Origin of the sequence: Methylobacterium sp. R2-1 (assembly GCF_014191355.1) — a bacterium.
In the GTDB taxonomy this organism is placed as follows: domain Bacteria; phylum Pseudomonadota; class Alphaproteobacteria; order Rhizobiales; family Beijerinckiaceae; genus Methylobacterium.
Map to the genome: position 1 here is coordinate 37,308 of NZ_JACHWM010000014.1, position 19,970 is coordinate 57,277.

The 19,970-nt window shown below is 68.4% G+C and carries 22 protein-coding genes; 11 read left to right on the forward strand and 11 right to left on the reverse strand.

Annotated elements, in window-relative coordinates; all coding sequences use genetic code 11:
- The first annotated feature begins 32 nt into the window (after positions 1 to 32).
- Positions 33 to 287 (forward strand): 50S ribosomal protein L31, encoded by a 255-nt coding sequence (gene rpmE, locus FHU13_RS19215; RefSeq protein WP_183437458.1) that lies wholly within the window; start codon positions 33 to 35, stop codon positions 285 to 287.
- Between the two features lie 240 nt (positions 288 to 527).
- Here rpmE and FHU13_RS19220 read toward each other — a convergent pair whose 3' ends face one another.
- The gene (locus tag FHU13_RS19220) at positions 528 to 1,061 is read right to left on the reverse strand and encodes a DUF1465 family protein (protein WP_183437459.1); all 534 of its coding nucleotides are present in this window, start codon (positions 1,059 to 1,061) and stop codon (positions 528 to 530) included.
- A 638-nt stretch (positions 1,062 to 1,699) separates the two neighbouring features.
- On the opposite strand from FHU13_RS19220, the gene rpmH reads away from it, so the two are divergent.
- From rpmH to FHU13_RS19250, 6 genes are all read left to right on the forward strand, one after another.
- Positions 1,700 to 1,834 (forward strand): 50S ribosomal protein L34, encoded by a 135-nt coding sequence (gene rpmH, locus FHU13_RS19225; RefSeq protein ID WP_012253788.1) that lies wholly within the window; start codon positions 1,700 to 1,702, stop codon positions 1,832 to 1,834.
- A 70-nt stretch (positions 1,835 to 1,904) separates the two neighbouring features.
- Positions 1,905 to 2,423 (forward strand): ribonuclease P protein component, encoded by a 519-nt coding sequence (gene rnpA / locus FHU13_RS19230; RefSeq protein WP_183437460.1) that lies wholly within the window; start codon positions 1,905 to 1,907, stop codon positions 2,421 to 2,423.
- Positions 2,416 to 4,263 (forward strand): membrane protein insertase YidC, encoded by a 1,848-nt coding sequence (yidC, locus tag FHU13_RS19235; protein WP_183437461.1) that lies wholly within the window; start codon positions 2,416 to 2,418, stop codon positions 4,261 to 4,263. The genes rnpA and yidC overlap by 8 nt, the downstream gene beginning before the upstream one ends.
- A gap of 119 nt (positions 4,264 to 4,382) precedes the next feature.
- Positions 4,383 to 5,033: a ribosome biogenesis GTP-binding protein YihA/YsxC gene (yihA, locus tag FHU13_RS19240; RefSeq protein ID WP_183437462.1), complete on the forward strand. Its 651-nt coding sequence runs from the start codon at positions 4,383 to 4,385 to the stop codon at positions 5,031 to 5,033.
- The gene (locus FHU13_RS19245; RefSeq protein ID WP_183437463.1) at positions 5,030 to 5,401 is read left to right on the forward strand and encodes a DUF423 domain-containing protein; all 372 of its coding nucleotides are present in this window, start codon (positions 5,030 to 5,032) and stop codon (positions 5,399 to 5,401) included. The genes yihA and FHU13_RS19245 overlap by 4 nt, the downstream gene beginning before the upstream one ends.
- A gap of 34 nt (positions 5,402 to 5,435) precedes the next feature.
- A complete protein-coding gene (locus FHU13_RS19250) occupies positions 5,436 to 6,023 on the forward strand; it encodes a hypothetical protein (RefSeq protein WP_183437464.1) in 588 nt (195 codons plus the stop codon).
- 6 nt (positions 6,024 to 6,029) lie between these two features.
- On the opposite strand, the gene FHU13_RS19255 is transcribed toward FHU13_RS19250, so the two are convergent.
- From FHU13_RS19255 to FHU13_RS19270, 4 genes are all read right to left on the reverse strand, one after another.
- A complete protein-coding gene (locus FHU13_RS19255) occupies positions 6,030 to 7,469 on the reverse strand; it encodes a short-chain fatty acid transporter (protein WP_183437465.1) in 1,440 nt (479 codons plus the stop codon).
- A gap of 143 nt (positions 7,470 to 7,612) precedes the next feature.
- Positions 7,613 to 8,287 carry a metallophosphoesterase family protein gene (locus FHU13_RS19260; protein ID WP_183437466.1) on the reverse strand — a complete coding sequence of 225 codons (675 nt, stop codon included), beginning with the start codon at positions 8,285 to 8,287 and terminating at the stop codon, positions 7,613 to 7,615.
- Between the two features lie 154 nt (positions 8,288 to 8,441).
- Entirely contained in the window at positions 8,442 to 11,066 is a 2,625-nt protein-coding gene (gene clpB / locus FHU13_RS19265) for an ATP-dependent chaperone ClpB (RefSeq protein WP_183437467.1), read from the reverse strand.
- A gap of 229 nt (positions 11,067 to 11,295) precedes the next feature.
- The gene (locus FHU13_RS19270; RefSeq protein WP_183437468.1) at positions 11,296 to 12,090 is read right to left on the reverse strand and encodes an MOSC domain-containing protein; all 795 of its coding nucleotides are present in this window, start codon (positions 12,088 to 12,090) and stop codon (positions 11,296 to 11,298) included.
- Positions 12,091 to 12,224: 134 nt separating this feature from the next.
- Between FHU13_RS19270 and FHU13_RS19275 the strand changes: the two genes are divergently transcribed.
- Complete coding sequence (locus FHU13_RS19275; protein WP_183437469.1) at positions 12,225 to 13,004, forward strand: MOSC domain-containing protein; 780 nt, start codon at positions 12,225 to 12,227, stop codon at positions 13,002 to 13,004.
- A gap of 33 nt (positions 13,005 to 13,037) precedes the next feature.
- Here the strand turns inward: FHU13_RS19275 and FHU13_RS19280 are convergent, their stop codons facing one another.
- Positions 13,038 to 13,262 (reverse strand): hypothetical protein, encoded by a 225-nt coding sequence (locus FHU13_RS19280; protein ID WP_183437470.1) that lies wholly within the window; start codon positions 13,260 to 13,262, stop codon positions 13,038 to 13,040.
- 298 nt (positions 13,263 to 13,560) lie between these two features.
- Between FHU13_RS19280 and argB the strand changes: the two genes are divergently transcribed.
- The 3 genes from argB to FHU13_RS19295 all read left to right on the forward strand — a co-directional run bounded on the left by argB (position 13,561) and on the right by FHU13_RS19295 (position 15,728).
- On the forward strand, positions 13,561 to 14,457 hold the full coding sequence (gene argB, locus FHU13_RS19285; RefSeq protein ID WP_183437471.1) for an acetylglutamate kinase: 897 nt from the start codon (positions 13,561 to 13,563) through the stop codon (positions 14,455 to 14,457).
- A gap of 87 nt (positions 14,458 to 14,544) precedes the next feature.
- Positions 14,545 to 15,291: a pyrimidine 5'-nucleotidase gene (locus FHU13_RS19290; RefSeq protein WP_183437472.1), complete on the forward strand. Its 747-nt coding sequence runs from the start codon at positions 14,545 to 14,547 to the stop codon at positions 15,289 to 15,291.
- Positions 15,288 to 15,728, forward strand: a complete 441-nt coding sequence (locus FHU13_RS19295; protein ID WP_183437473.1) for a metallopeptidase family protein — start codon at positions 15,288 to 15,290, stop codon at positions 15,726 to 15,728. Before FHU13_RS19290 ends, FHU13_RS19295 begins: the two co-directional genes overlap by 4 nt.
- 165 nt (positions 15,729 to 15,893) lie before the next feature.
- Here the strand turns inward: FHU13_RS19295 and FHU13_RS19300 are convergent, their stop codons facing one another.
- The 5 genes from FHU13_RS19300 to FHU13_RS19320 all read right to left on the reverse strand — a co-directional run bounded on the left by FHU13_RS19300 (position 15,894) and on the right by FHU13_RS19320 (position 19,838).
- Positions 15,894 to 17,126, reverse strand: coding sequence for a peptide ABC transporter permease (locus FHU13_RS19300; protein ID WP_183437474.1), 1,233 nt, complete (start codon positions 17,124 to 17,126; stop codon positions 15,894 to 15,896).
- A gap of 128 nt (positions 17,127 to 17,254) precedes the next feature.
- Positions 17,255 to 17,785, reverse strand: a complete 531-nt coding sequence (locus tag FHU13_RS19305) for a DUF2937 family protein (RefSeq protein WP_183437475.1) — start codon at positions 17,783 to 17,785, stop codon at positions 17,255 to 17,257.
- A 67-nt stretch (positions 17,786 to 17,852) separates the two neighbouring features.
- Positions 17,853 to 18,113, reverse strand: a complete 261-nt coding sequence (locus FHU13_RS19310) for a hypothetical protein (protein ID WP_183437476.1) — start codon at positions 18,111 to 18,113, stop codon at positions 17,853 to 17,855.
- A gap of 10 nt (positions 18,114 to 18,123) precedes the next feature.
- On the reverse strand, positions 18,124 to 19,146 hold the full coding sequence (locus FHU13_RS19315) for a WD40 repeat domain-containing protein (RefSeq protein WP_183437477.1): 1,023 nt from the start codon (positions 19,144 to 19,146) through the stop codon (positions 18,124 to 18,126).
- Positions 19,147 to 19,163: 17 nt separating this feature from the next.
- Positions 19,164 to 19,838 (reverse strand): YoaK family protein, encoded by a 675-nt coding sequence (locus tag FHU13_RS19320; RefSeq protein WP_183437478.1) that lies wholly within the window; start codon positions 19,836 to 19,838, stop codon positions 19,164 to 19,166.
- Positions 19,839 to 19,970: the final 132 nt, after the last annotated feature.

A 19,970-nucleotide genomic window follows, 5' to 3' on the forward strand; every position in this document is an offset into this window, starting at 1 on the left:
GGCCGGTCGGCGTGCTACCTCAGGATTTCGTCATGGCAAAGAACGAGGCCGCCAAGGCCAAGGGGACCGAGCACCCCGACTACCACTTCATCAAGGTCGTGATGACCGACGGCACCGAGTACAAGACTCGGTCGACCTACGGCAAGGAAGGCGACGTCCTCAACCTGGACATCGACCCGTCCACGCACCCGGCCTGGACCGGCGGCGAGCAGAAGATGCTCGATCGCGGCGGTCGCGTCTCGCGCTTCAACTCGCGCTTCAGCGGCCTCGGCTTCGGCAAGAAGTGATTTTTTCGGTTTGGGCCCAAGCCCGGACCGGCTTATGCCCGGATCGATGAAACGGCGCCGCTCGCGGCGCCGCTTTCGTTTGTGCCCGAGGACCTGTGCATCATCAGAATGGGCGCGACGCGAGGCGCCGCCGGAACGGTGCCCACCGAGCCGATCGGGCGCGGCCATCGGCGGATGACACGCGCGCCGTCTTGCCCCGGCCACGCTCGCCGGGGACTGACTTCTCGCTTACGAAAAAAATCACTCGCCGCCGAAGGCAGCCCGCAGGCGCCCGAACTGGGCGGTCACCGGGCTTTCCCGCGGCATCGGCACGGGACGGTCCTCGCTGATCAGCGCATCGAGGTGAAGGATGCGCGCGTGCAACCGGCGCGAGCGGCGCACGAGGTCCTGAAGCCGCAGCGGCAGCACGGCAAAGGTCTCGCCGGCCTCCGGCAGGGCGCGTTCCGACTCGGCGAGCTTGACGCGGGTCTTCTCCTCCTGCGCCTGACTGAGCGAGATCTCGCCCTCGGACACCGCCCGCTGCACCAGCAGCCAGGAGGCGATCTGCATCAGGCGGGTGGTAAGGCGCATGCTCTCGCTGGCGTAGGCAAGCGTGGCATCCCGCGAGATCAGCCGCGATTCGGCCCTCCCCTCCCCGTCGAGATAGGCCGCGGTCTCCTCGACCAGCAGCATGCCCTCGCGGAACAGGGTCTTGAAGCCTTCCGACGACACATAGGACTCGCCGAAGCTCACCCACTCGCGGTCGTCCCGGAACGTGACGTCGAACTCGGTCATCCTGCCTCCTGTACCGCCGGCGAACCATCTGTCCCGCATCGGGACGATTTCGGTGCGAATGCAGCCAGTGGGGCAAGTGTAGCGCCGAACGCGAGCCGAAAGAGGGTTCACGTCCTTTTAACGTTAACGGCGCCGGAGCGGCAAAAGCTCAGGGCCCGACGCTCGGATCGGCGCACGTATCGAGGCCAAAAAAAAGCCGCTCCAGAGGAGCGGCTGTCACGAGTCTTACAGGGAGGCATCAAACAGACTGGACAGAGATCCTAATCAGGATCCAGACAATCTGGATGTGCCTCTTTGTAGAACAGAAAGGTTAACGCACCGTTAAACGCTCGCGAGCATCCAAAAAGTTGCTGAGCGTCGGGACCACGGGCCGAAGCCGCCGATGAATGGGCCGCCGCGCAGCCAATACGCACGACGACGATCCCTCAGGGCGAAAACCGCGTTCGGAGCCCTGCATCCGCAGAGGCATACCGTCATTGACTTGCGGCGCCCCCTCCGCCATAAGCCGCGCCATTGCGAAGCGGCGCCCTGTTCCGGGCGCCCTTCGCGTTTGCAGATCCCATTTCGAGGTTCACACACGGTCCGCGCGCTGATCGCAAGCGCCGCCGGGTCGACACCTCGACCGCCGGAGACCGATCATGAAGAGAACCTACCAGCCCAGCAAGCTCGTCCGTAAGCGCCGTCACGGCTTCCGCGCCCGCATGGCGACCGCCGGCGGCCGCAAGGTCATCGCCGCCCGCCGCGCGCACGGCCGCAAGCGCCTCTCGGCCTGAATGTTCCGTGGCGCCGCAGGGTGGCGCCACGTCTCGCAACACGAGCCCGCGAATCGGGATCGGAGCGCCCGTGCCGACGATCGGACGTCTCCGGCGGCGCCCGGACTTCCTGGCAGCCGCCCAGGGCCGGCGCTTCCACACGGAACGCATGAGCGCTCAAGGGCGCCTGCGCGCTCCGGACGAGACTCGCGACGGCGCGTCCGCCGAGGGGCTCTTCCTCGGCTTCACCATCACCAAGCGCGTGGGGCATGCGACCGAACGCAACCGGATCCGGCGACGCCTGCGCAGCGCCGTCGCTGCCGTGGCGGCGGATGCCCCTTCGATCGGAGCGGATGTCGTCGTGATCGCCCGACGCCCCGCCCTCGACGCTCCCTTCGAGAGTCTCGTCGAGGATCTGCGCCGCGCCCTCCATTCGGTGACGCGCCCGGCCGCGCCGCGCTCCGGCGACGCTGCCAGGGCGCCCTCGTCCAAGCCGCCCTCATCCCAATCGCGACGCGGCGGCTCCCGCTCCGGGCGGGGTGCGGCTGCGGGTGGCACTCCCCCCTTTCCCTCCACATCGAAGGCGCCTGACGGATCGACCGATGGGTAACGACAAGACGAACATGTTCGTCGCCATCGCCTTGTCGCTGGTGGTCCTGCTTGGGTGGCATTACTTCGTCACCGCGCCGGCCAGCGAGCGGCAGCGACAGGCGGCGCAAAGCCAGACCGCACAGCAGCCGGGCGCGCCGCAGACGGCCGACGGCATCCCCGCCCCGAGCCCGCGGGAGGGCAGCCCCAACGCGCCCGTTCCCGGCACGGTGCCCGGCGGCGCGCAGGGACCCGTCTCCCGCGAGGACGCGCTGACGCACTCCGCCCGCGTGCGCCTCGACACGCCCGCCCTCTACGGCTCGATCGCGCTCAAGGGCGCGCGCATCGATGACGTGAGCCTCAAGAACTACCACGAGACCGTCAGCGACGAGAGCCCGCGCATCGTGCTGCTCTCGCCGACCGGCAGCCAGAACCCCTACTATGCCGAGTTCGGCTGGGTCGGCGCCAATGCCGGGCCGCTCCCCAATGGCGACACGGTGTGGAAGGCCGACGGCGACCTGCTCGCCCCCGGCAAGCCGCTGACGCTGAGCTGGGACAACGGCCAGGGTCTGGTCTTCAAACGCCTCATCGCCGTGGACGACAAGTTCATGTTCACGGTCCGCGACGAGGTGGAGAACACCTCGTCCAATCCGGTGACGCTCTACCCCTACAGCCTCGTTTCACGCTGGGGTAAGCCGCACACCCAGGGTTACTACGTGCTGCACGAGGGCCTGATCGGCGTGCTCGGCAACGACGGCCTGCAGGAATACACCTACGACAAGGTCGCGAAGGAGCCGGCCTACGGCGGGCCCGGCACGCTCGGCAAGGCCTGGACGAACGTGACCGGCGGCTGGGTCGGCATCACCGACAAGTACTGGGCCGCGGCCGCCATTCCGGAGCAGGACAAGCCCTTCACCGGCGCCTTCACCGAGCGCACCGACGGTGCGACCAAGGTCTACCAGACCTCCGTGCGCGGCGACGCCGTCACCGTGGCGCCGAACGCCTCCTCGGCCACGACGCAGCGCCTGTTCGCAGGCGCCAAGGAGGTCAACCAGATCAACGCCTACGAGCGCGAGCTCGGCATCAAACAGTTCGACCTGATGATCGACTGGGGCTGGTTCTGGTTCCTGACCAAGCCGATGTTCCGGGCGCTGGACTTCTTCTTCCATCTCGCCGGCAATTTCGGCGTCTCGATCCTGCTCGTGACGCTGATCCTGAAGATCTTCTTCCTGCCGATCGCCAACCGCTCCTACGTCTCCATGGCCAAGATGAAGGCCGTGCAGCCGGAGATGACCTCCATCCGGGAGCGCTACAAGGACGACCGGACGAAGCAGCAACAGGCGATGATGGAGCTGTACAAGAAGGAGAAGATCAATCCGGTGGCCGGCTGCTGGCCGGTGCTGATCCAGATCCCGGTCTTCTTCGCGCTCTACAAGGTCCTGTTCATCACCATCGAGATGCGGCACGCGCCGTTCTTCGGCTGGATCCAGGACCTCGCCGCGCCCGATCCGACGAGCATCGTGAACCTCTTCGGCCTGCTGCCCTTCGCCGCGCCCGACTTCATCCATCTGGGCGTGTGGCCGATCATCATGGGCATCACGATGTTCGTGCAGATGAAGATGAACCCCGCGCCGCCGGATCCGGTCCAGGCGCAGGTCTTCGCCTTCATGCCGATCGTGTTCACCTTCATGCTCGGCTCGTTCCCGGCCGGCCTCGTGATCTACTGGGCCTGGAACAACACCCTCTCGGTGATCCAGCAATACATCATCATGCGCCGCAACGGCGTGAAGGTGGAGTTGTGGGACAACATCAGGGGCATGTTCAAACGCGGCGACAAGAAAGCCGCGGCCACCAAGGGCTGACCACGACGTCACGTCTTCCCACGGATCCCGGGCACGCCCGGGATCCGCGAGCGTTCCGGCCAGGGCCGCGCCCGGCCGAATGCGTCGGAACAGCGTCGGCGAGCGAGGCGAAATCCGCGATGACCGAAGCCGACGATTCTCCCGAACTGATCGAAGCTGGCCGCCTGCTCTTCGCGGGCGAGGCCGAGTTCACCACCGCCGCCCCGGCCCTCGGCGCCCTGCCGCCGATGGAGGGCGTCGAGATCGCATTTGCCGGGCGCTCGAATGTCGGCAAGTCGAGCCTCGTCAACGCGCTGACCGGGCGCAACACGCTGGCGCGCACCTCGCACACGCCGGGCCGCACGCAGCAGCTCAACTTCTTCCGGATCGGCGGGCGTCTGAACCTCGTCGACATGCCGGGCTACGGCTACGCCGCGGTCGAGAAGGCCAAGGTCGAGGCCTGGACCCAGCTGATCCACGCCTACTTGAAGGGCCGCTCGAACCTCGCGCGCGTCTACGTGCTGATCGACTCCCGGCACGGCTTGAAGTCGATCGACACCGATCTGCTCGACGGGCTCGACAAGGCGGCCGTCTCCTATCAGATCGTGCTGACCAAGGGTGACGCCCTGAAGAAATCCGAGATCGAGCGGCGCATTGCGGGCATTCAGGCGGCGCTCGCCAAGCGCCCGGCCGCCTATCCGGAGGTGCTGCTGACCTCGAGCCGCGACGACCGCGGCGTGGCGGAGCTGCGCGCGAGCATCGCCCGGCTGCTGCAGGAGCGCGGCGCATGAACGGCCTCGACCGCCTTCTCGCCGCCCTGGCGGCGCTCGCCGGAGGCCTCGGCGTGGCAGCCAGCGCGGCCGCCGCCCATACCAGCGGCGGCGACACGCTGAAGACCGCGGCGCAGTTCCTTCTCTTCCACGCCCCCGCCATCCTCGTCCTGACGGGTTTCGCCGCCGTCGGCCTCACCCGCAGAGCCCTCACACGCCTCGCCGCGGCGGCGCTGCTCGTCGGGCTCCTGCTGTTCTCAGGTGATCTCGCGATGCGGGCGCTTGCCGGCCAAGCGCTGTTCCCGATGGCGGCACCGATCGGGGGAACGGTGCTGATGGCGGGGTGGCTGCTTGCGGTCATCGCCGTGCTGGTGCCCGCGCCGCGCTGAAACCTCATTCCGGCCGAGCCTGCAGGAGGGACCCGTGCCGAGATCCTGGCTACTGCTTGCCGTCTGCCTTGCAGCGCTTCCCGCCCGCGCCGTCGAAATCGAAGAGAACGAGCCGCTGGTGATGCGGCTGATCTTCGAGGATTGCCTCGGCTACATCCGCCACGCCCGCACCCCGTTCGAGGGACTTGCGACGCGGCCCGCCTCCCGCGAGGCGATCGATCAAATCCCCTCCCACGCGCCGGATCGGGAGAAGGCTGTTGAATTGCTTTCGCCGCGCTACGTCGCCGCCTGGGGGCGCGATGCGCTGGGCCGGCACTGTCTCGTCCGGACCGTATGGTCGGCCGAGCGCGACGGCTTGCCGGCACGGCTGGGCGTGCGGGCAAAGGATTTCCTCGGCCGCGTCACCGAGAGGGCCCGCGCCGCGGGTTTCGAGGAAGCCTTCCCAGCTGAAACCTTCTCACCTCTCGCCACGAGTCATTGGTCGGAGAAAAGTACCGGTCATGACACTGGCCCTTTGCGCCCTGTCAGCTTCACGGTTCTCCCCACCGGCAGCGACGAGGCCCGCGGCTTGATGGATGCCGGCCTCATCGTGATGGGGGGCCCGCCGCAGGGCCGCCCATAGGCTGCATCAGCCCGGTATTACCGGCGGGTGGTACTCCAGCGTGAAGGCGAGCGCCCAGAGCAGGAACAGCACCACCGGCAGGTGGACGATGAGCTGAAGGAAGCTGAAGCCGACGATATCGCGGGCCTTCAGCCCCAAAATGCCGAGCAGCGGCAGCATGAAGAACGGGTTGATCAGGTTCGGGAGCGCCTCGGCCGCATTGTAGACCTGTACTGCCCAGCCGAGATGCACCTTCAGTTCGTTGGCCGCCTGCATCACGTAGGGCGCCTCGAGCAGCCACTTGCCGCCGCCCGAGGGGATGAAGAAGCCGAGCAGGGCCGAATAGACGCCCATGGCGAGGGGGAAGCTCCCTTGCGTGTTCAGCGCCACGAAGGCGTGGGCGATGACGTCCGAAAGGCTGTGCCCGGCGGCGTTCTTGGCGCCCGTCAGGATCGCGGCGATGGCAGCGTAGAACGGGAACTGGATCAGGATGCCGGCGGTGGCCGGAACCGCCTTGGCGAGCGAGGCAAGGAAGCGTTTCGGCCTCCAATGCAGCACGAAGCCCGCCATCAGGAACAGGAAGTTGTAGGTGTTGAGGTTGGAGATCGCGATCATCCAGTCCTGGCGCGCGAATTCCTGGATCAGCCAGCCGGCCGCCAGCAGACCGATGAGGAGGGTGAGCACCGGCGCGTGCTCCAGCCACTCGCCGGGCTGCTTCGGCGGGGCGACGCTGTCATCGGCCTTCGAGACGTCGACGCCGAGATCCTGCGCCGTCACCGCCGTCTCGCGGCCCGGCGCGGAGGCGACGGCGATCAGCGCCGACATCACCACAAGGATCGCGGCGATCAGGATCGACTGCCACAGGAAAATCGTCTCGCTGAACGGGATCACGCCGGTGATCGGCAGCAGCCCCGGCGGCAGGCTTTTCGGGTTCGCCTGGAGCTGCGCGGCGGACGAGGACAGGCCCATCGCCCAGGTGGCCCCGAGGCCGAGATAGGCGGCGGCACCCGCCGCGCGATAGTCCATCCGCAACTCGGTGCGGCGCGCCAGCGCCCGGGCGAGCAGGCCGCCGAAGATCAGGCTCAGGCCCCAGCTCAGGAGCGACGAGAGCATGGTGGCGAGCGCGACGTATCCGATGGCGCCGCGACCGGTCTTCGGCACCAGCGCCATCCGGTCGATCAGCGCCTGAACCGGCCCCGAGGTCGCCACCACGTAGCCGCCGATGGTGACGAAGACCATCTGCATGGTGAAGGGAATCAGGCTCCAGAAGCCGTCGCCGAAGCTCTTCGTCACGGCCTGGACCGGCGCGCCGTTGATGAGGGCGGCGGCCGCCACGATCACGACGGCGATGGCCACGAACACGAAGGCGTCGGGGAACCACTTCTCGGCCCAGTCGGTGAAGCGGAGTGCGAGGCGGGCCATCGCCCTCTCCTCGGTCCGGTCGCGGGGCTTTGCGGGCGCATCCATCGGCGTCGGCTCCTCATCCGCGGCACAGATGGCCGCGTTTGAGCCCTGTTAGAGAGGGAGCCGACGCCGGGTTCAAGCCGGTCCGGTGACGAAACCTCGGCGCTCACAGAAATCCAATTTACCGGCCGCGCTGCATCGACGGCTCAACCGGCCGGCATACGCAGGAATTCCAGCGCCGGCCCACGCTCGTTCGAAAACACACCCGCCGTCAGCGCATTGCCGTAGACCGCGCCCGTGTCGAGATTGGTGCGGAAGCGCCGGCAATCCGGCCCGCCGCGGGTCTGCGGCGTGTGGCCGTGGACGACGTGACGGCCGAAATCGTGATCCTCGGACAGGAACGGTTCGCGGATCCAGAGCCGGTGATGCTGATCGGGGTCCGGCACCTCGGCATCCGGGCGGAAGCCGGCATGGACGTACCAGCGCTGCGCATCTTCGTGCAGGGTCGGCAGGGCCTCGATCCAGTCGAGCACCTCGCCGGACAGCTCTTCCGGCCCTGAAACGCCGAACGAGGCAAGCGTCTCGGCGCCACCGTTGTAGACCCAATGGTCGAGGGCACCGGGCTCGCGCAGGCTCTTGAGCAGCATGTCCTCGTGGTTTCCCATCAGGCAAACCACATCGTCCGGCTCGCGCCATTGCAGGCGGCGCAGGGTCTCGATCACCCGCGCACTGTCTGGACCGCGGTCGATATAGTCGCCGAGGAAGACCAGCTTCCTCGCGCGGCCGGCCCCATGCGCCTCAATGCGCTCCAGCATGCGGTCGAGCAGGTCGGCGCAGCCGTGAATGTCGCCGATGGCGTAGGTGATCGTCTCGGCGGTCATCCGCCCGTTGTCGGCGGGATTCTAGTGCGAGGCAAGAAGCAGCGGCGAAAGGCATCAGAAGTCATTCCGATGGCCGGCTCGTGCCCCCGCTCGTGCCGATGTCACGAGAAAACCCCGGCACGGTCCAACGCGCCGGGGTCTGTCCTTCATCCGATCAGTTCAGCAGCACCCCCGCCGGGCGCCGCTCGGCGGCGATGTCGCCGATCATCAGACCTGCGGGTCCGACCCGGATCGGCACCGTCTCGCCGTCGTGGATCACCCCTGAGAGGATCGCTTCGGCAAGCGGGTCCTGCACGTTCTTCTGGATCACCCGCTTCAGAGGCCGCGCCCCGTAGGCCGGGTCGTAGCCCTTGTCGGCGAGCCAGGTGCGGGCCTCGTCGTCCACGTCGATGGTGATCTTTCGATCCTCCAGGAGCTTGGCGAGACGTCCGAGCTGGATATCGACGATCGCTCCCATCTCCGAGCGCGCGAGGCGGTGGAACAGGATGATCTCGTCCACGCGGTTCAGGAATTCGGGCCGGAAGTGTCCCCGCACCACGCCCATCACCTCGTCGCGCACCGCGTCGGTATCCTGGCCGGCCGGCTGGTTCACCAGATACTCGGCGCCCAGGTTCGAGGTCATGATGAGCAGCGTGTTGCGGAAATCGACCGTCCGGCCCTGCCCGTCCGTCAGGCGCCCGTCATCGAGCACCTGCAGGAGGACGTTGAACACGTCCGGGTGCGCCTTCTCCACCTCGTCGAACAGCACGACCTGATAGGGCCGACGCCGCACGGCCTCGGTCAGCGCACCGCCCTCCTCGTAGCCGACATAGCCCGGAGGCGCGCCGATGAGGCGGGCGACCGCGTGCTTCTCCATGTACTCGGACATGTCGATGCGCACGAGCGCGGTGTCGTCGTCGAACAGGAAGCCGGCGAGCGCCTTGGTCAACTCGGTCTTGCCGACACCGGTCGGCCCGAGGAACATGAACGAGCCGATCGGCCGGTTCGGGTCCTGCAGGCCGGCGCGCGCCCGGCGCACCGCGGTCGAGACCGCCTCCACCGCCTCGCGCTGGCCGACGACGCGCTTAGCGAGCGCCTCCTCCATCGCGAGCAGTTTTTCGCGCTCACCCTCCAGCATCTTGTCGACCGGCACGCCGGTCCAGCGGGAGACGACGCCCGCGATGTGCTGCGGGGTCACCGCCTCCTCGACCATGCCGTCGCGGGCGACCGCGCTCTCAGCGGCGGCCTCGATCTCGGCGAGCTGCTTCTCCAGGCCAGGGATCACGCCGTAGGCGAGTTCGCCCGCACGCTGGTACTGGCCCTGGCGCTGGGCCGCGGCGAGATCGTTCCTCGCCTCGTCGAGCTTCTTCTTCAGCTCGGCGGCGGCGCCCAGCTTGTCCTTCTCGGCCTTCCAGCGCGCCGTGATGGTGGCGGACTGCTCCTCGAGATCGGCGAGTTCCTTTTCCAGACGCTGGAGTCGGTCGCGGGAGGCGGAATCCGTCTCCTTCTTCAGCGCCTCGCCCTCGATCTTCAGGCGCACGATCTCGCGGTCGACATTGTCGAGCTCCTCGGGCTTCGAATCGACCTGCATGCGCAGGCGCGAACCGGCCTCGTCGACAAGGTCAATCGCCTTGTCGGGCAGGAAGCGGTCGGTGATGTAGCGGTTCGACAGCGTCGCCGCCGCGACGAGCGCGCTATCCTGGATGCGCACGCCGTGGTGCTGCTCGTACTTCTCCTTGATGCCGCGCAGGATCGACACCGTGTCCTCGACGGTGGGCTCGGACACGAAGACCGGCTGGAAGCGGCGGGCGAGCGCGGCGTCCTTCTCGACATGCTTGCGGTACTCGTCGAGCGTGGTCGCACCGACGCAGTGCAGCTCGCCGCGGGCGAGCGCGGGCTTCAGCAGGTTCGAGGCGTCCATGGCCCCATCCGCCTTTCCGGCGCCGACCAGCGTGTGCATCTCGTCGATGAACAGGATGATCTGACCTTCCGCCGCAGTGACCTCGGAGAGCACGCCTTTCAGGCGCTCCTCGAATTCACCGCGATACTTCGCGCCCGCGATCAACGCGCCCATGTCGAGCGCCAGCAGGTTCTTCTCTTTCAAGGATTCCGGCACGTCGCCGTTGACGATGCGCAGGGCCAGACCCTCGACGATGGCGGTCTTGCCGACGCCGGGCTCGCCGATCAGCACGGGGTTGTTCTTGGTCCGCCGCGATAGAACCTGGATCGTGCGGCGGATCTCCTCGTCGCGGCCGATCACCGGATCGAGCTTACCCTCGCGGGCGGCCTCGGTGAGGTCGCGGGCATATTTCTTCAGCGCGTCGTAGGCGTTCTCGGCGCTCGCGTTGTCGGCGGTGCGACCCTTGCGGAGCGCATTGATCGCCGCGTTGAGCGAAGCCGCGGTGACGCCCGCCGCGGTCAGGATGCGGCCAGCCTCCCCATCCTTCTCGACGGCGAAGGCGAGCAGCAGGCGCTCGACGGTGACATAGGAATCGCCCGCCTTCTCGGCAGCCTGCTCGGCAGTGTCGAACAGGCGCACGAGTTCGCGCGTCGCCTGCGGCTGCGCGGCATTGCCCGAGACCTTCGGTTGCTTGGCGAGCCACTGCTCGACCTGCGCATGCGCGACCCGCGACTGACCGCCGGCCCGGTCGATGAGACCGGCGCAGAGCCCTTCGGGATCGTCGAGCAGGACTTTCAAAAGGTGGCCGGGTGCGAGCTGCGGGTTGCCCTCGCGGACGGCGAGATTCTGCGCAGCCTGAACGAAGCCTCTGGCGCGCTCGGTATACTTCTCAAAATTCATGCGTGTTGCCCTTCCCCGGATCGGATCAGTCTTCCGCCCGCTTCCGCGGCACGGAGCCTCCGATGCGTTGCCCCGCGGGGTCTGCCCCGCCAGGACACCGGCGCTTTTCTGAGAGCCGCCGGTAGGGATGATCTGGTGTTGCGTTTACGTGACACAAGGGGGTGAGTCCGCCCGAAACGCATCCCAGGCGGGTATTTGGCTCAAGCCTGCGCGGCCGATGCGACGGCGGTCAGCTCACCTCCTCGATCTGCGGCATCACCGCCAGACGGTCACCCACCGCCACGGCGCCGTCGGCGAGCACTTCGAGGTAGATGCCGAGATCCACATGGTCGAAATGGCGCTTGAGCGCCTTCGGCAGGTTGGTATCGCGCTGAGCCGTCTCCGGATTCACATCGACGGCGGCGCAGCGCGGCGTGCGGGCAAGTCCCCGCAGGCGCAGGGCTCCAACGGTGACCTCCCGGCCGACCCAGTCCATCTCTGCCCACGGCTCCAGCCCATCGACGTAGATATTGGCGCGGAAGCGCAAGGGGTGGATCGCTCCGCCCGTCCGCTCCTCCAGGGCGCGGACCGAGGCGAGATTGATGAGCGAGACCGCGCGCATGAAGGCGGGCGAGATCACGCTGCCGTCGGTGAACTTGTGGTCGGCGGCCCGCACGAGACGCGGTCGCCCCTTGGCGGCCGGACCGACATAGGCCTCGAAGAATCGCTCAACCGCCTCACGGCCGGCCGCGCTGGTCAGATCCTCGGTGAGCACGGTCTCACCATCGCGCATGACCGAAAGCTGCCCGCTCTCGGGGTCGAACCGTGTCGAGAGCGCTGCGAGCACCTCGTTGCTGCGGAGCATCAGGAAGTAGCCCTTGTCGAGCGGCTCCGGATTCAGCGGATCGAAGGCCGTGGTGCCGAGCGCGAGGGCGTATTCGCGGTCGAAGGCGAGGCCGGACGCGCGGGCCAGCGTCAGCGCCGGGAGCGACTCGGCCGAGAGGCCCTTGACCGGATATCTGTAGAGCGCGGTGACCTCGGCCATCTGTCCTCATCCTCCTGAAGAAGGCGGCAGGCTGACCGAGTCCGGGGCTCCGGACCATGCGGAATTCTCCGTAGAAGGCGCACGCCCCGCCGGCCGGGTTGCAAACCGGCCGCACCCGGCCTTAGCGAGAGGGGATGAGCCAGAGCCCCGCCCCCCGCATCGCCGCCCTCTACCGCTATCCGGTGAAAGGCCTCTCGCCCGAGGCGCTGGAGACGGCCGAACTGGAAACCAGCGGCTATTTCCCGGGCGACCGACTCTACGCCATCGAGAACGGCCCCTCCGGCTTCAACGAGACGGTGCCGCGCCACCTGCCGAAGGTGGCCTACCTGATGCTGATGCGCAACGAGGCGCTGGCCCGGCTGCGCACCCGGTTCGACGACGCCACCCATCGCCTGACGGTCGAGGAGAACGGGGTGCTGGCGGTGGATGCGGACCTGAGCACGGCGGAGGGACGCGACGCGCTCGCCGAATTCATGAAGGGGTTCCTGCCGCACGCGTTGCGGGGTGCGCCGCGGGTGCTGACGGCGCCGCCCGGCTACCGCTTCACCGATTCACGCACCGGCTACGTCTCGCTCATCAACCTGGCGAGCGTGGCGGCGACCGAGGATCTCGTCGGCGCTCCCGTCGATCCCCTGCGCTTCCGCGGCAACCTCTATCTCGACGGGCTGGAGCCTTTCGCTGAACTCGACATGGTGGGCCGGGTGCTGGAGGCGGAAGGCGGCGTCCGGCTGAAGATCACCAGCCGGACCGTGCGGTGCGCCGCCACGAACGTCGATCCGCAGTCCGGCATCCGCGACCTGTCGATCCCGAAGGCTCTGATGGAGGGTCTCGGCCACGCCGATTGCGGCGTCTACGCCGAGGTTCTGGCCGGCGGCGTGCTGCGGACGGGCGATGACCTAAGGGTGATCGGCTGACGCCGGATCATCGCTTGGCAATGTCGATTGGGATCAGCGCTTGCGAGCCTGAGCGCGGGCGGTGAGCCAGAGCGGCTCGGGCTCGGCGCAGGGCAGGAGCGCGGCCACGGCGTCGAGATCGACCGCGTAATTTTCGGTGAGCTGCCGCCAGACGTCGGCCGAAGTGCCCGCACCCTGGCCCAGACGCTCGACGACGCGGGCAAGCAGGCCGGGATGAGTGAGGCTTGGACGCGGCGTCACCAGATCGGCACTCAGCATGGTCGGCCCCCTCGTTCGACTGGGGGATGATTGATGAGGATGGTTAATGGCTCATTAAGGTCTTCGGCAAAATCTACATAGGCGCGCGACCAATTGCAGAGCCTCAACCTTAAGATTGATGCAAGCGGCCGCGGCGTCCGTCGGGCGGCGATCTTCTCGTGATCGGACGGTGATTGTCCGCCTCCGCGTGACGGCTATCGCAGGATCGCGTGCAGGCAGTGTCTTCGCTCCGCACAAAGCCTGCGCTAGAACCCCGCGGAATCCGCCTCCGACTCAGCAGAGAGCCAGGACGACCGCGATGACCGATCCGCTGCCGAACGTGCATGTGCGCGCCGAAATCCTGACCCAGGCGCTGCCGCACATGCAGCGCTACGATCAAGAGATCGTGGTCATCAAGTATGGCGGCCACGCCATGGGCGACCCTGCCGCGGCGGAGGACTTCGCCGAGGACATCGTGCTGCTCGAACAATCCGGCTTGAAGCCGATCGTCGTGCACGGCGGCGGGCCGCAGATCGGCAAGATGCTGGCCCGGCTCGGCATCGAATCGGAGTTCCGCGGCGGGCTTCGCGTCACCGACGAGGCCACCGTCGAGGTGGTCGAGATGGTTCTCGCCGGTTCGATCAACAAGCAGATCGTCGGCTGGATCGCCGCCGAGGGCGGCCGGGCCATCGGCCTGTGCGGCAAGGACGGCAACATGGTCCGCGCCAAGAGGGCCATGCGCACGGTCAAGGACCCCGACAGCAACATCGAGCAGGCGATCGACCTCGGCCTCGTCGGCGAGCCGGAGCATGTCGAGCGCGGCGTGCTCGACGCGGTGCTGAAGGCTGAGCTGATCCCGGTTCTCGCCCCCGTCGCCTATGGCGAGGACGGCAAGACCTACAACGTCAACGCCGACACCTTCGCCGGCGCCATCGCCGGAGCGCTGCGGGCCAAGCGGCTGCTGCTGCTCACCGACGTGCCGGGCGTGCTCGACAAGGACAAGAACCTGATCCAGGAGCTCTCGGTCGAGGATTGCCGGCGCCTGATCGCCGACGGCACCATCACGGGGGGCATGATCCCGAAGGTCGAGACCTGCATCTACGCCCTCGAGCAGGGCGTCGAGGCGGTGGTCATCCTCAACGGCAAGGTCCCGCACGCGGCGCTGCTCGAGCTGTTCACCGATTTCGGTGCGGGCACCCTGATCCGGCGGACCTGACGGCAGCGCTTCCCTGAGGCGCGCGAACGCCTACATACGGGACGGGGCATTCCCGTCCCGTCTCACCTTTCAAGCGTAACCTTTCCCTTGCTTCTTCCCGGCGAGAGCCACTTCACCACCCCCGATGCCCGCGGTTTTTCCGCTGTCGATACCTGGGTGTTCGATCTCGACAACACGCTCTATCCGAGCGACGCGCGGGTCTGGCCGCAGGTGGACGAGCGGATCACGCTCTACGTAATGCGGCTCTACGGCCTCGACGCGATTTCGGCCCGCGCCCTGCAGAAGCATTTCTACCACCGCTACGGCACCACCTTGAAGGCGCTGATGGTGGAGGAAGGGGTCGATCCGCACGACTTCCTCGACTTCGCCCACGACATCGACCACTCGACGATCAAGCTCGACGAATCCCTCGGCACCGCGATCGAGCATCTGCCAGGGCGCAAGCTGATCCTCACCAACGGCTCCCGCCGCCACGCCGAGCGGGTCGCGGACAAGCTCGGCATCCTCAGCCATTTCGAGGACGTGTTCGACATCGCGGCCGCCGACTTCATCCCCAAGCCCGACCGCGGCACCTACGAGCGCTTCCTCCTCCGCCACGGGGTCGATCCCCGGCGCTCGGCCCTGTTCGAGGACATTGCCCGCAATCTCGTCGTGCCGCACGATCTCGGCATGGCGACCGTGCTGGTCGTGCCGCCGACGCCCGACCCGTTTCGAGAGCAGTTCGAGCAGGAGGCGGTGAAGGAGCCGCATATCGATCACATCACCAGCGACCTGGCGGCCTTCCTGGAACGCTGTGTGCTGCCGGTCGTCCCGGCCGAGCCCGCCGCGCCGTGAGTGAAGGGACCGCGGGCAACTGGTCGGAGTCCAAAGCGCCGAGTCTCGCCGAGATCGAGGCCCTGGCGGATGCCGCCTTCGCCGCCCTGCCGGATGAGTTCCGTGCGCTCTGCGCGGGCGTGCGCATCCATGTCGACGACTTTCCGGACGACGAGACGCTGACCGAGATGGGCTGCGAGTCGGAATTCGACCTGCTCGGCCTGTTCCGCGGCGTCGGGCTGGCGCAATCGGGCGAAGTCGCCACTGGTCAGATGCCCAACGCCGTCTGGCTCTATCGCCGGCCGTTGCTCGATTACTGGGCCGAGCACGACGAGACGCTCGGCCACCTCGTCACCCACGTCCTCGTCCACGAGATCGGCCACCATTTCGGCCTCTCTGACGACGACATGGCCGGCATCGAGGCGGCTGCGGACGCGATCGAAACCTCGAAGGGCTGAGGCCCGTCTCGGCCAGTCCTCTACCGCTCTCGCCGTCATCGCGGGGCGAAGCCGAAGCGATCCGGGGCGCGAACTTTTCCGGAAAGAGCAGCGTGCCGGTTTGCTCGGCTCCGCCTCGCAAAGACGCGAGAGGTCTTGAACGTAGGAAAAAGACGAACCCGGCGCTCAGCCCCGCGCCGGCAGGCGCGGAATCAGCCCGACCTTCGGTCGGCGGGAGCGGAACTGCCCGCGCTCGATCGCCACGAAGGTGAGGATCGCCATGGCGAGCGTGGTGAGCCACCAGATCGTGGTGAGTCCGACACCGATGCAGCCGATGGCGAAGGCGGTCGCGAAGGCCGCCATGGCGCAGGGCGCCAGCACCGTGGCGTCACGGCCGGCGCGGTGGATCGCACCGTAGAGGGCGAAGGCCGCGGCGAAGGCGCCGACAATGCCGAGTTCGTACCAGAACTCGAACAGCATCGTTGTCGGCGCATTGATCGGCAGGATGCCGAAGATGCGCCCACGCAAAGCCGTCTCCAGGCCGTGGCCGGTCACGAGCCGCACCGGCTCCAGGGTCACGACCTTCTGCCACGCCTTGAGCGCCAGCACGCCTGGTGCGACCGGACCGAACAGGGCGACGCCGATGGGGCGCGCGAGGAACGGCAGCAGCGGAGCGATCACGAGCAGGCCGGCGGCAGTCAGCGCCGTGACCCGCACGCCGAGCGACAGGCGCCAGTGCGTCAGCGCGAAGGCGAGCGCCCCGGCAGCCAGCGCGAACAGGGCGGTCACGCCCGGCGCCAACAGCAGCGCACCCGCGACCAGCACCACTAGGACCAGGGATCCCATGTCGCGGCGGCGCGAGCGCAGCCATGCCACGGCGGGCCATGCGAGCAGCGCCAGCAGCACCGCGCCGCGCTCCAGGGCGCTGTCGCCGTCCGGGTTGTCCTTGAGCATCGCGTCGCCGACGAGATTGATCAGGATCGCGACGATGGCGGCCGTGCCGACGCCCAGCGGCAGCAGGTAGAGGTTGGCCGAGCGCATCCGGTCGGGCAGCGCGAGATAGGCGAGCAGGGTCATCACCACAGTGGCGACGAGGTTGGCCAGCCGCTCGCTCGCCGGCCCGGGAAACGGCGTCCAGACGAGGGAAAGCCCCGACCAGAACATCACCAGCATGCCGGCGAGAAAGGACGGCGCCGTCAGCAGCCGCTTCAGGGCCGGCCCGACCGCGCGCTGATGCTGGTCGATGGCGCTCGCGGTGATCAGCAGGACGACGGCGATCGGCGCCAGCACCACGGTGGCACGTCGGGAGACCTGCGCGGCCACCGGCAGCACCACGAACAGGCCGAAGAAGCCGATGCGGCGCAACAGGGCCGCCGCGTCGAGGGCGGGATCGACCGTCGTGTTCGGGGGACGCGGCATGATCGAGGGGAGACCGGATCCGGCGCCCCTGCGGGGTGCGGGCGCGTGCCTACACCTAGTGCAGGCGAGAGGGCCGGGCTGTAGAGGCGCTGCAACACCTCAGCCCGCGCATCAGCGCCGGATTTGCATCAAACTGGCGTGGTCTCGGGTCGCGCGCGCCGACGGCGGCGGGCGAGATGACGGCCGAGATCGCTGGTGACGCGCCAGCCGCCCCAGGCAGCGAGGAAGCCGAGCAGGCCGGCGACGAGGCCGTCGGCCGTGGTCGGCACCGCCGGCTGGTAGTCGCGGTAAGCGGCGCGGGCGATGTCCATGTCGGGGTCGCGGACCATCACGGTAAGGCGTCCCAGCGGGCTCGCCGCCGTGTCGAGCGCGAGCTTCTGCGCCTCCAGCCGCTTCAGCCGCTCGACATCGGTCCGGGCCGACTCGCCGCGCCGGGCGATGAAGGCGTCCGGGTTGGTCCGCAGGAGCGCCAGCGCCTCATCGCGGCTGCGGCCGGTGGCCCTGGCATCGGCGTCGAGGGAGGCAATGGAGCGACGCAGCTCGTCGAGCGCCCCGCCGAGGCGCTGGGTGTATTGCTGGGCGAATTCCGGCGCCTGCGCGGCGATCACCGCGGCGAGCAGACCGAAGGCGAGGCCGAGCGTTCGCACGACACGGAACATCAAGGTCTTCCTTCGAACGGGCTTCCCGGTTTGTAGGGCGATCCGCGGCCGCGGGGAGGGCCACGGCTCAATCTTGGCCGAGAGCAGCCGCCACATCCGCCTCGCTCAGGGCGTCGAGCGCCCCGGCGATCTTCACGGCCCGCGTCTTCTCGCCCGGCGCGAAGATCAGGACCACCGTTTCGGTCCCGGGACAGGCCGGGTCCGCGCAGACGATCTCGTTCACGGTCATCGCCGTATCCGGCCCGTAGCCGCCCGCTTCCCGAATCCAAGCCTCCACCCGCCGCCGTGCAGCGGGGTCCGGCTTCGGCGCGCGTCCGAACAGGGCCATGGCTCGATGTTCAAGCCGGCAGCGAGAGCAGCCCGGCCTGCCCATCGGCACAGCCAAAGGCGAGGCGCCCGCCGCTGGTGTCCCAGGCCAGTGCCGAGATCGCACTGCCCTTCACCGCCGGGCGCACCAAGAGCTCCGACGCGTCGGTGAAGCGCACCAGCAGCACGCAGCCGTCCTCGTAACCGACCGCCAGGACGGGCGCCTTCGGGTGGAACGCAACCCGCGAGACCCGCGCCGGGCGCACGCCGCATTCCCGCGGCGCCTTGCCGGTGGGGCCCTCCTTCGAGTCGAACGGCCAGACGATGGCAGCCTCGGCGCCGCTGGTCGCGAGCCACTTGCCGTCCGCCGACCAGGACAGCGAGCGCACCTTGGCGGGGTAGCCGGACATGCGCATGTGGCCGCGGTCGGGCTGGAGGCGCCAGCCGTGGAGCGCGTTCTCCTGCATGGTCGAGACGACGAAGCGGCCGTCGGGCGACCATGTCACGTCGATATGCGAGCCCTTCCATTCGATGAACTCGGGCGGCGTCTCGAGGTTGGGATACCAGAGGCTCACACCGTTATAGTGGGCCACCGCGAGCCGGTAGCCCTTCGGCGCGAAGGCGAGGCCGCGGGCGGTGGAGGGAGCGGCGAGGATCTTCTCCCGGCCCTTGGCGTCGCGGGCGACGACGTTGCGCCCCGAGGCATAGGCGACCGAGCCGTCGCCGTGGAGCGCGAGGGCGTCGATCCAGCCGCCGCTCTTGGCCTGGGCCAGCTCGCTCGACCGGCCGTCCGCCCCAGTCGCGACCACGCGGCCATCGTCACCTCCGCTCACCAGCCGGGCGCCGTCGCCGACTGCGACGAGGATACCGCTGTCGGGATGGGCGGAAGCGGTCTCGGTCGCGCCGTCGCGGACCAGCAGCACGCCACCATCGGCGAGCGCCAGGGCCAACGTCCCCTTGAGCCAGTGGGCGGCGGTGACGTGGGCGCCGGAGACTTGGGCGCCGGCCGCGATGTCCGCGACATGGTCGGTGAGGGAGGGAGCGGAGACGCTCATGCCGGAGGGGCCTTCCTTCAGATCTTGGTCAGCGTCACCGGCGGCTGCCGGTAGATCAGGGTGAACAGGCTCGCGGCTAGGCATAGCCCGGCCGCAATACAGGCGGGAATCGCCAGGGCTGCGATCCCGAGATGCGCATGAGCGAAGGTGCCCGCAACCGCCCCGACGAGGAGCGAGAGCCAGACCGAGCCGTCGCCGACCCAGCCCAGCCGCGGTCCCCTTCCGGCCAGCGCCAGCGCCGCCTTCTGCCCGAACGCGAACAGCGCGCCGGTGACGAAGGTGGTGCCGGCGCGAAAGCCCTGGACGTGCGCGAGCACCGCATTCTGTCCGCCCATGGCGAGCGCCAGGAACAAAGAGGCCACGCCGACATGGGCGTGCTCGGCGGCCAAGGCGACGGCCGCGCTCAGCGCCGCGGCCTCCAGGCCGAGTACTGCCGGGATGACCCAGCGGGGCGGGCACAGGGCCGCGATCGCCCCACCCGAGACCGCTCCGACGAGAAAGGCGGCGATCAGGAGCGCCGGCAGCACGGCGCCGAGCGGCTCGCCGTGGCCGAGCGACACGGCGAGCTGGGTCGTGTTCCCACTCATGAGCGAGGTGTAGAGGCCGCCGAGCCGAATGAAGCCGAGCGCGTCTACGAAGCCGGCGAGCGCGGTGAGCACGACGCCGAAGCCGATCTGCCAGGGTCGGGTCACAGAGTGGGCACGGTCGTTAAGGCGCTCTTCGAGGGGCCGGCTGCCACCGGGGAGAGAGATGGCTCGGGCCGACAAGGGTTTAGGGGTTTGGTCGCGCCGGGTGCAGCCGAATGCAGTCCCCGCACCGTGCCG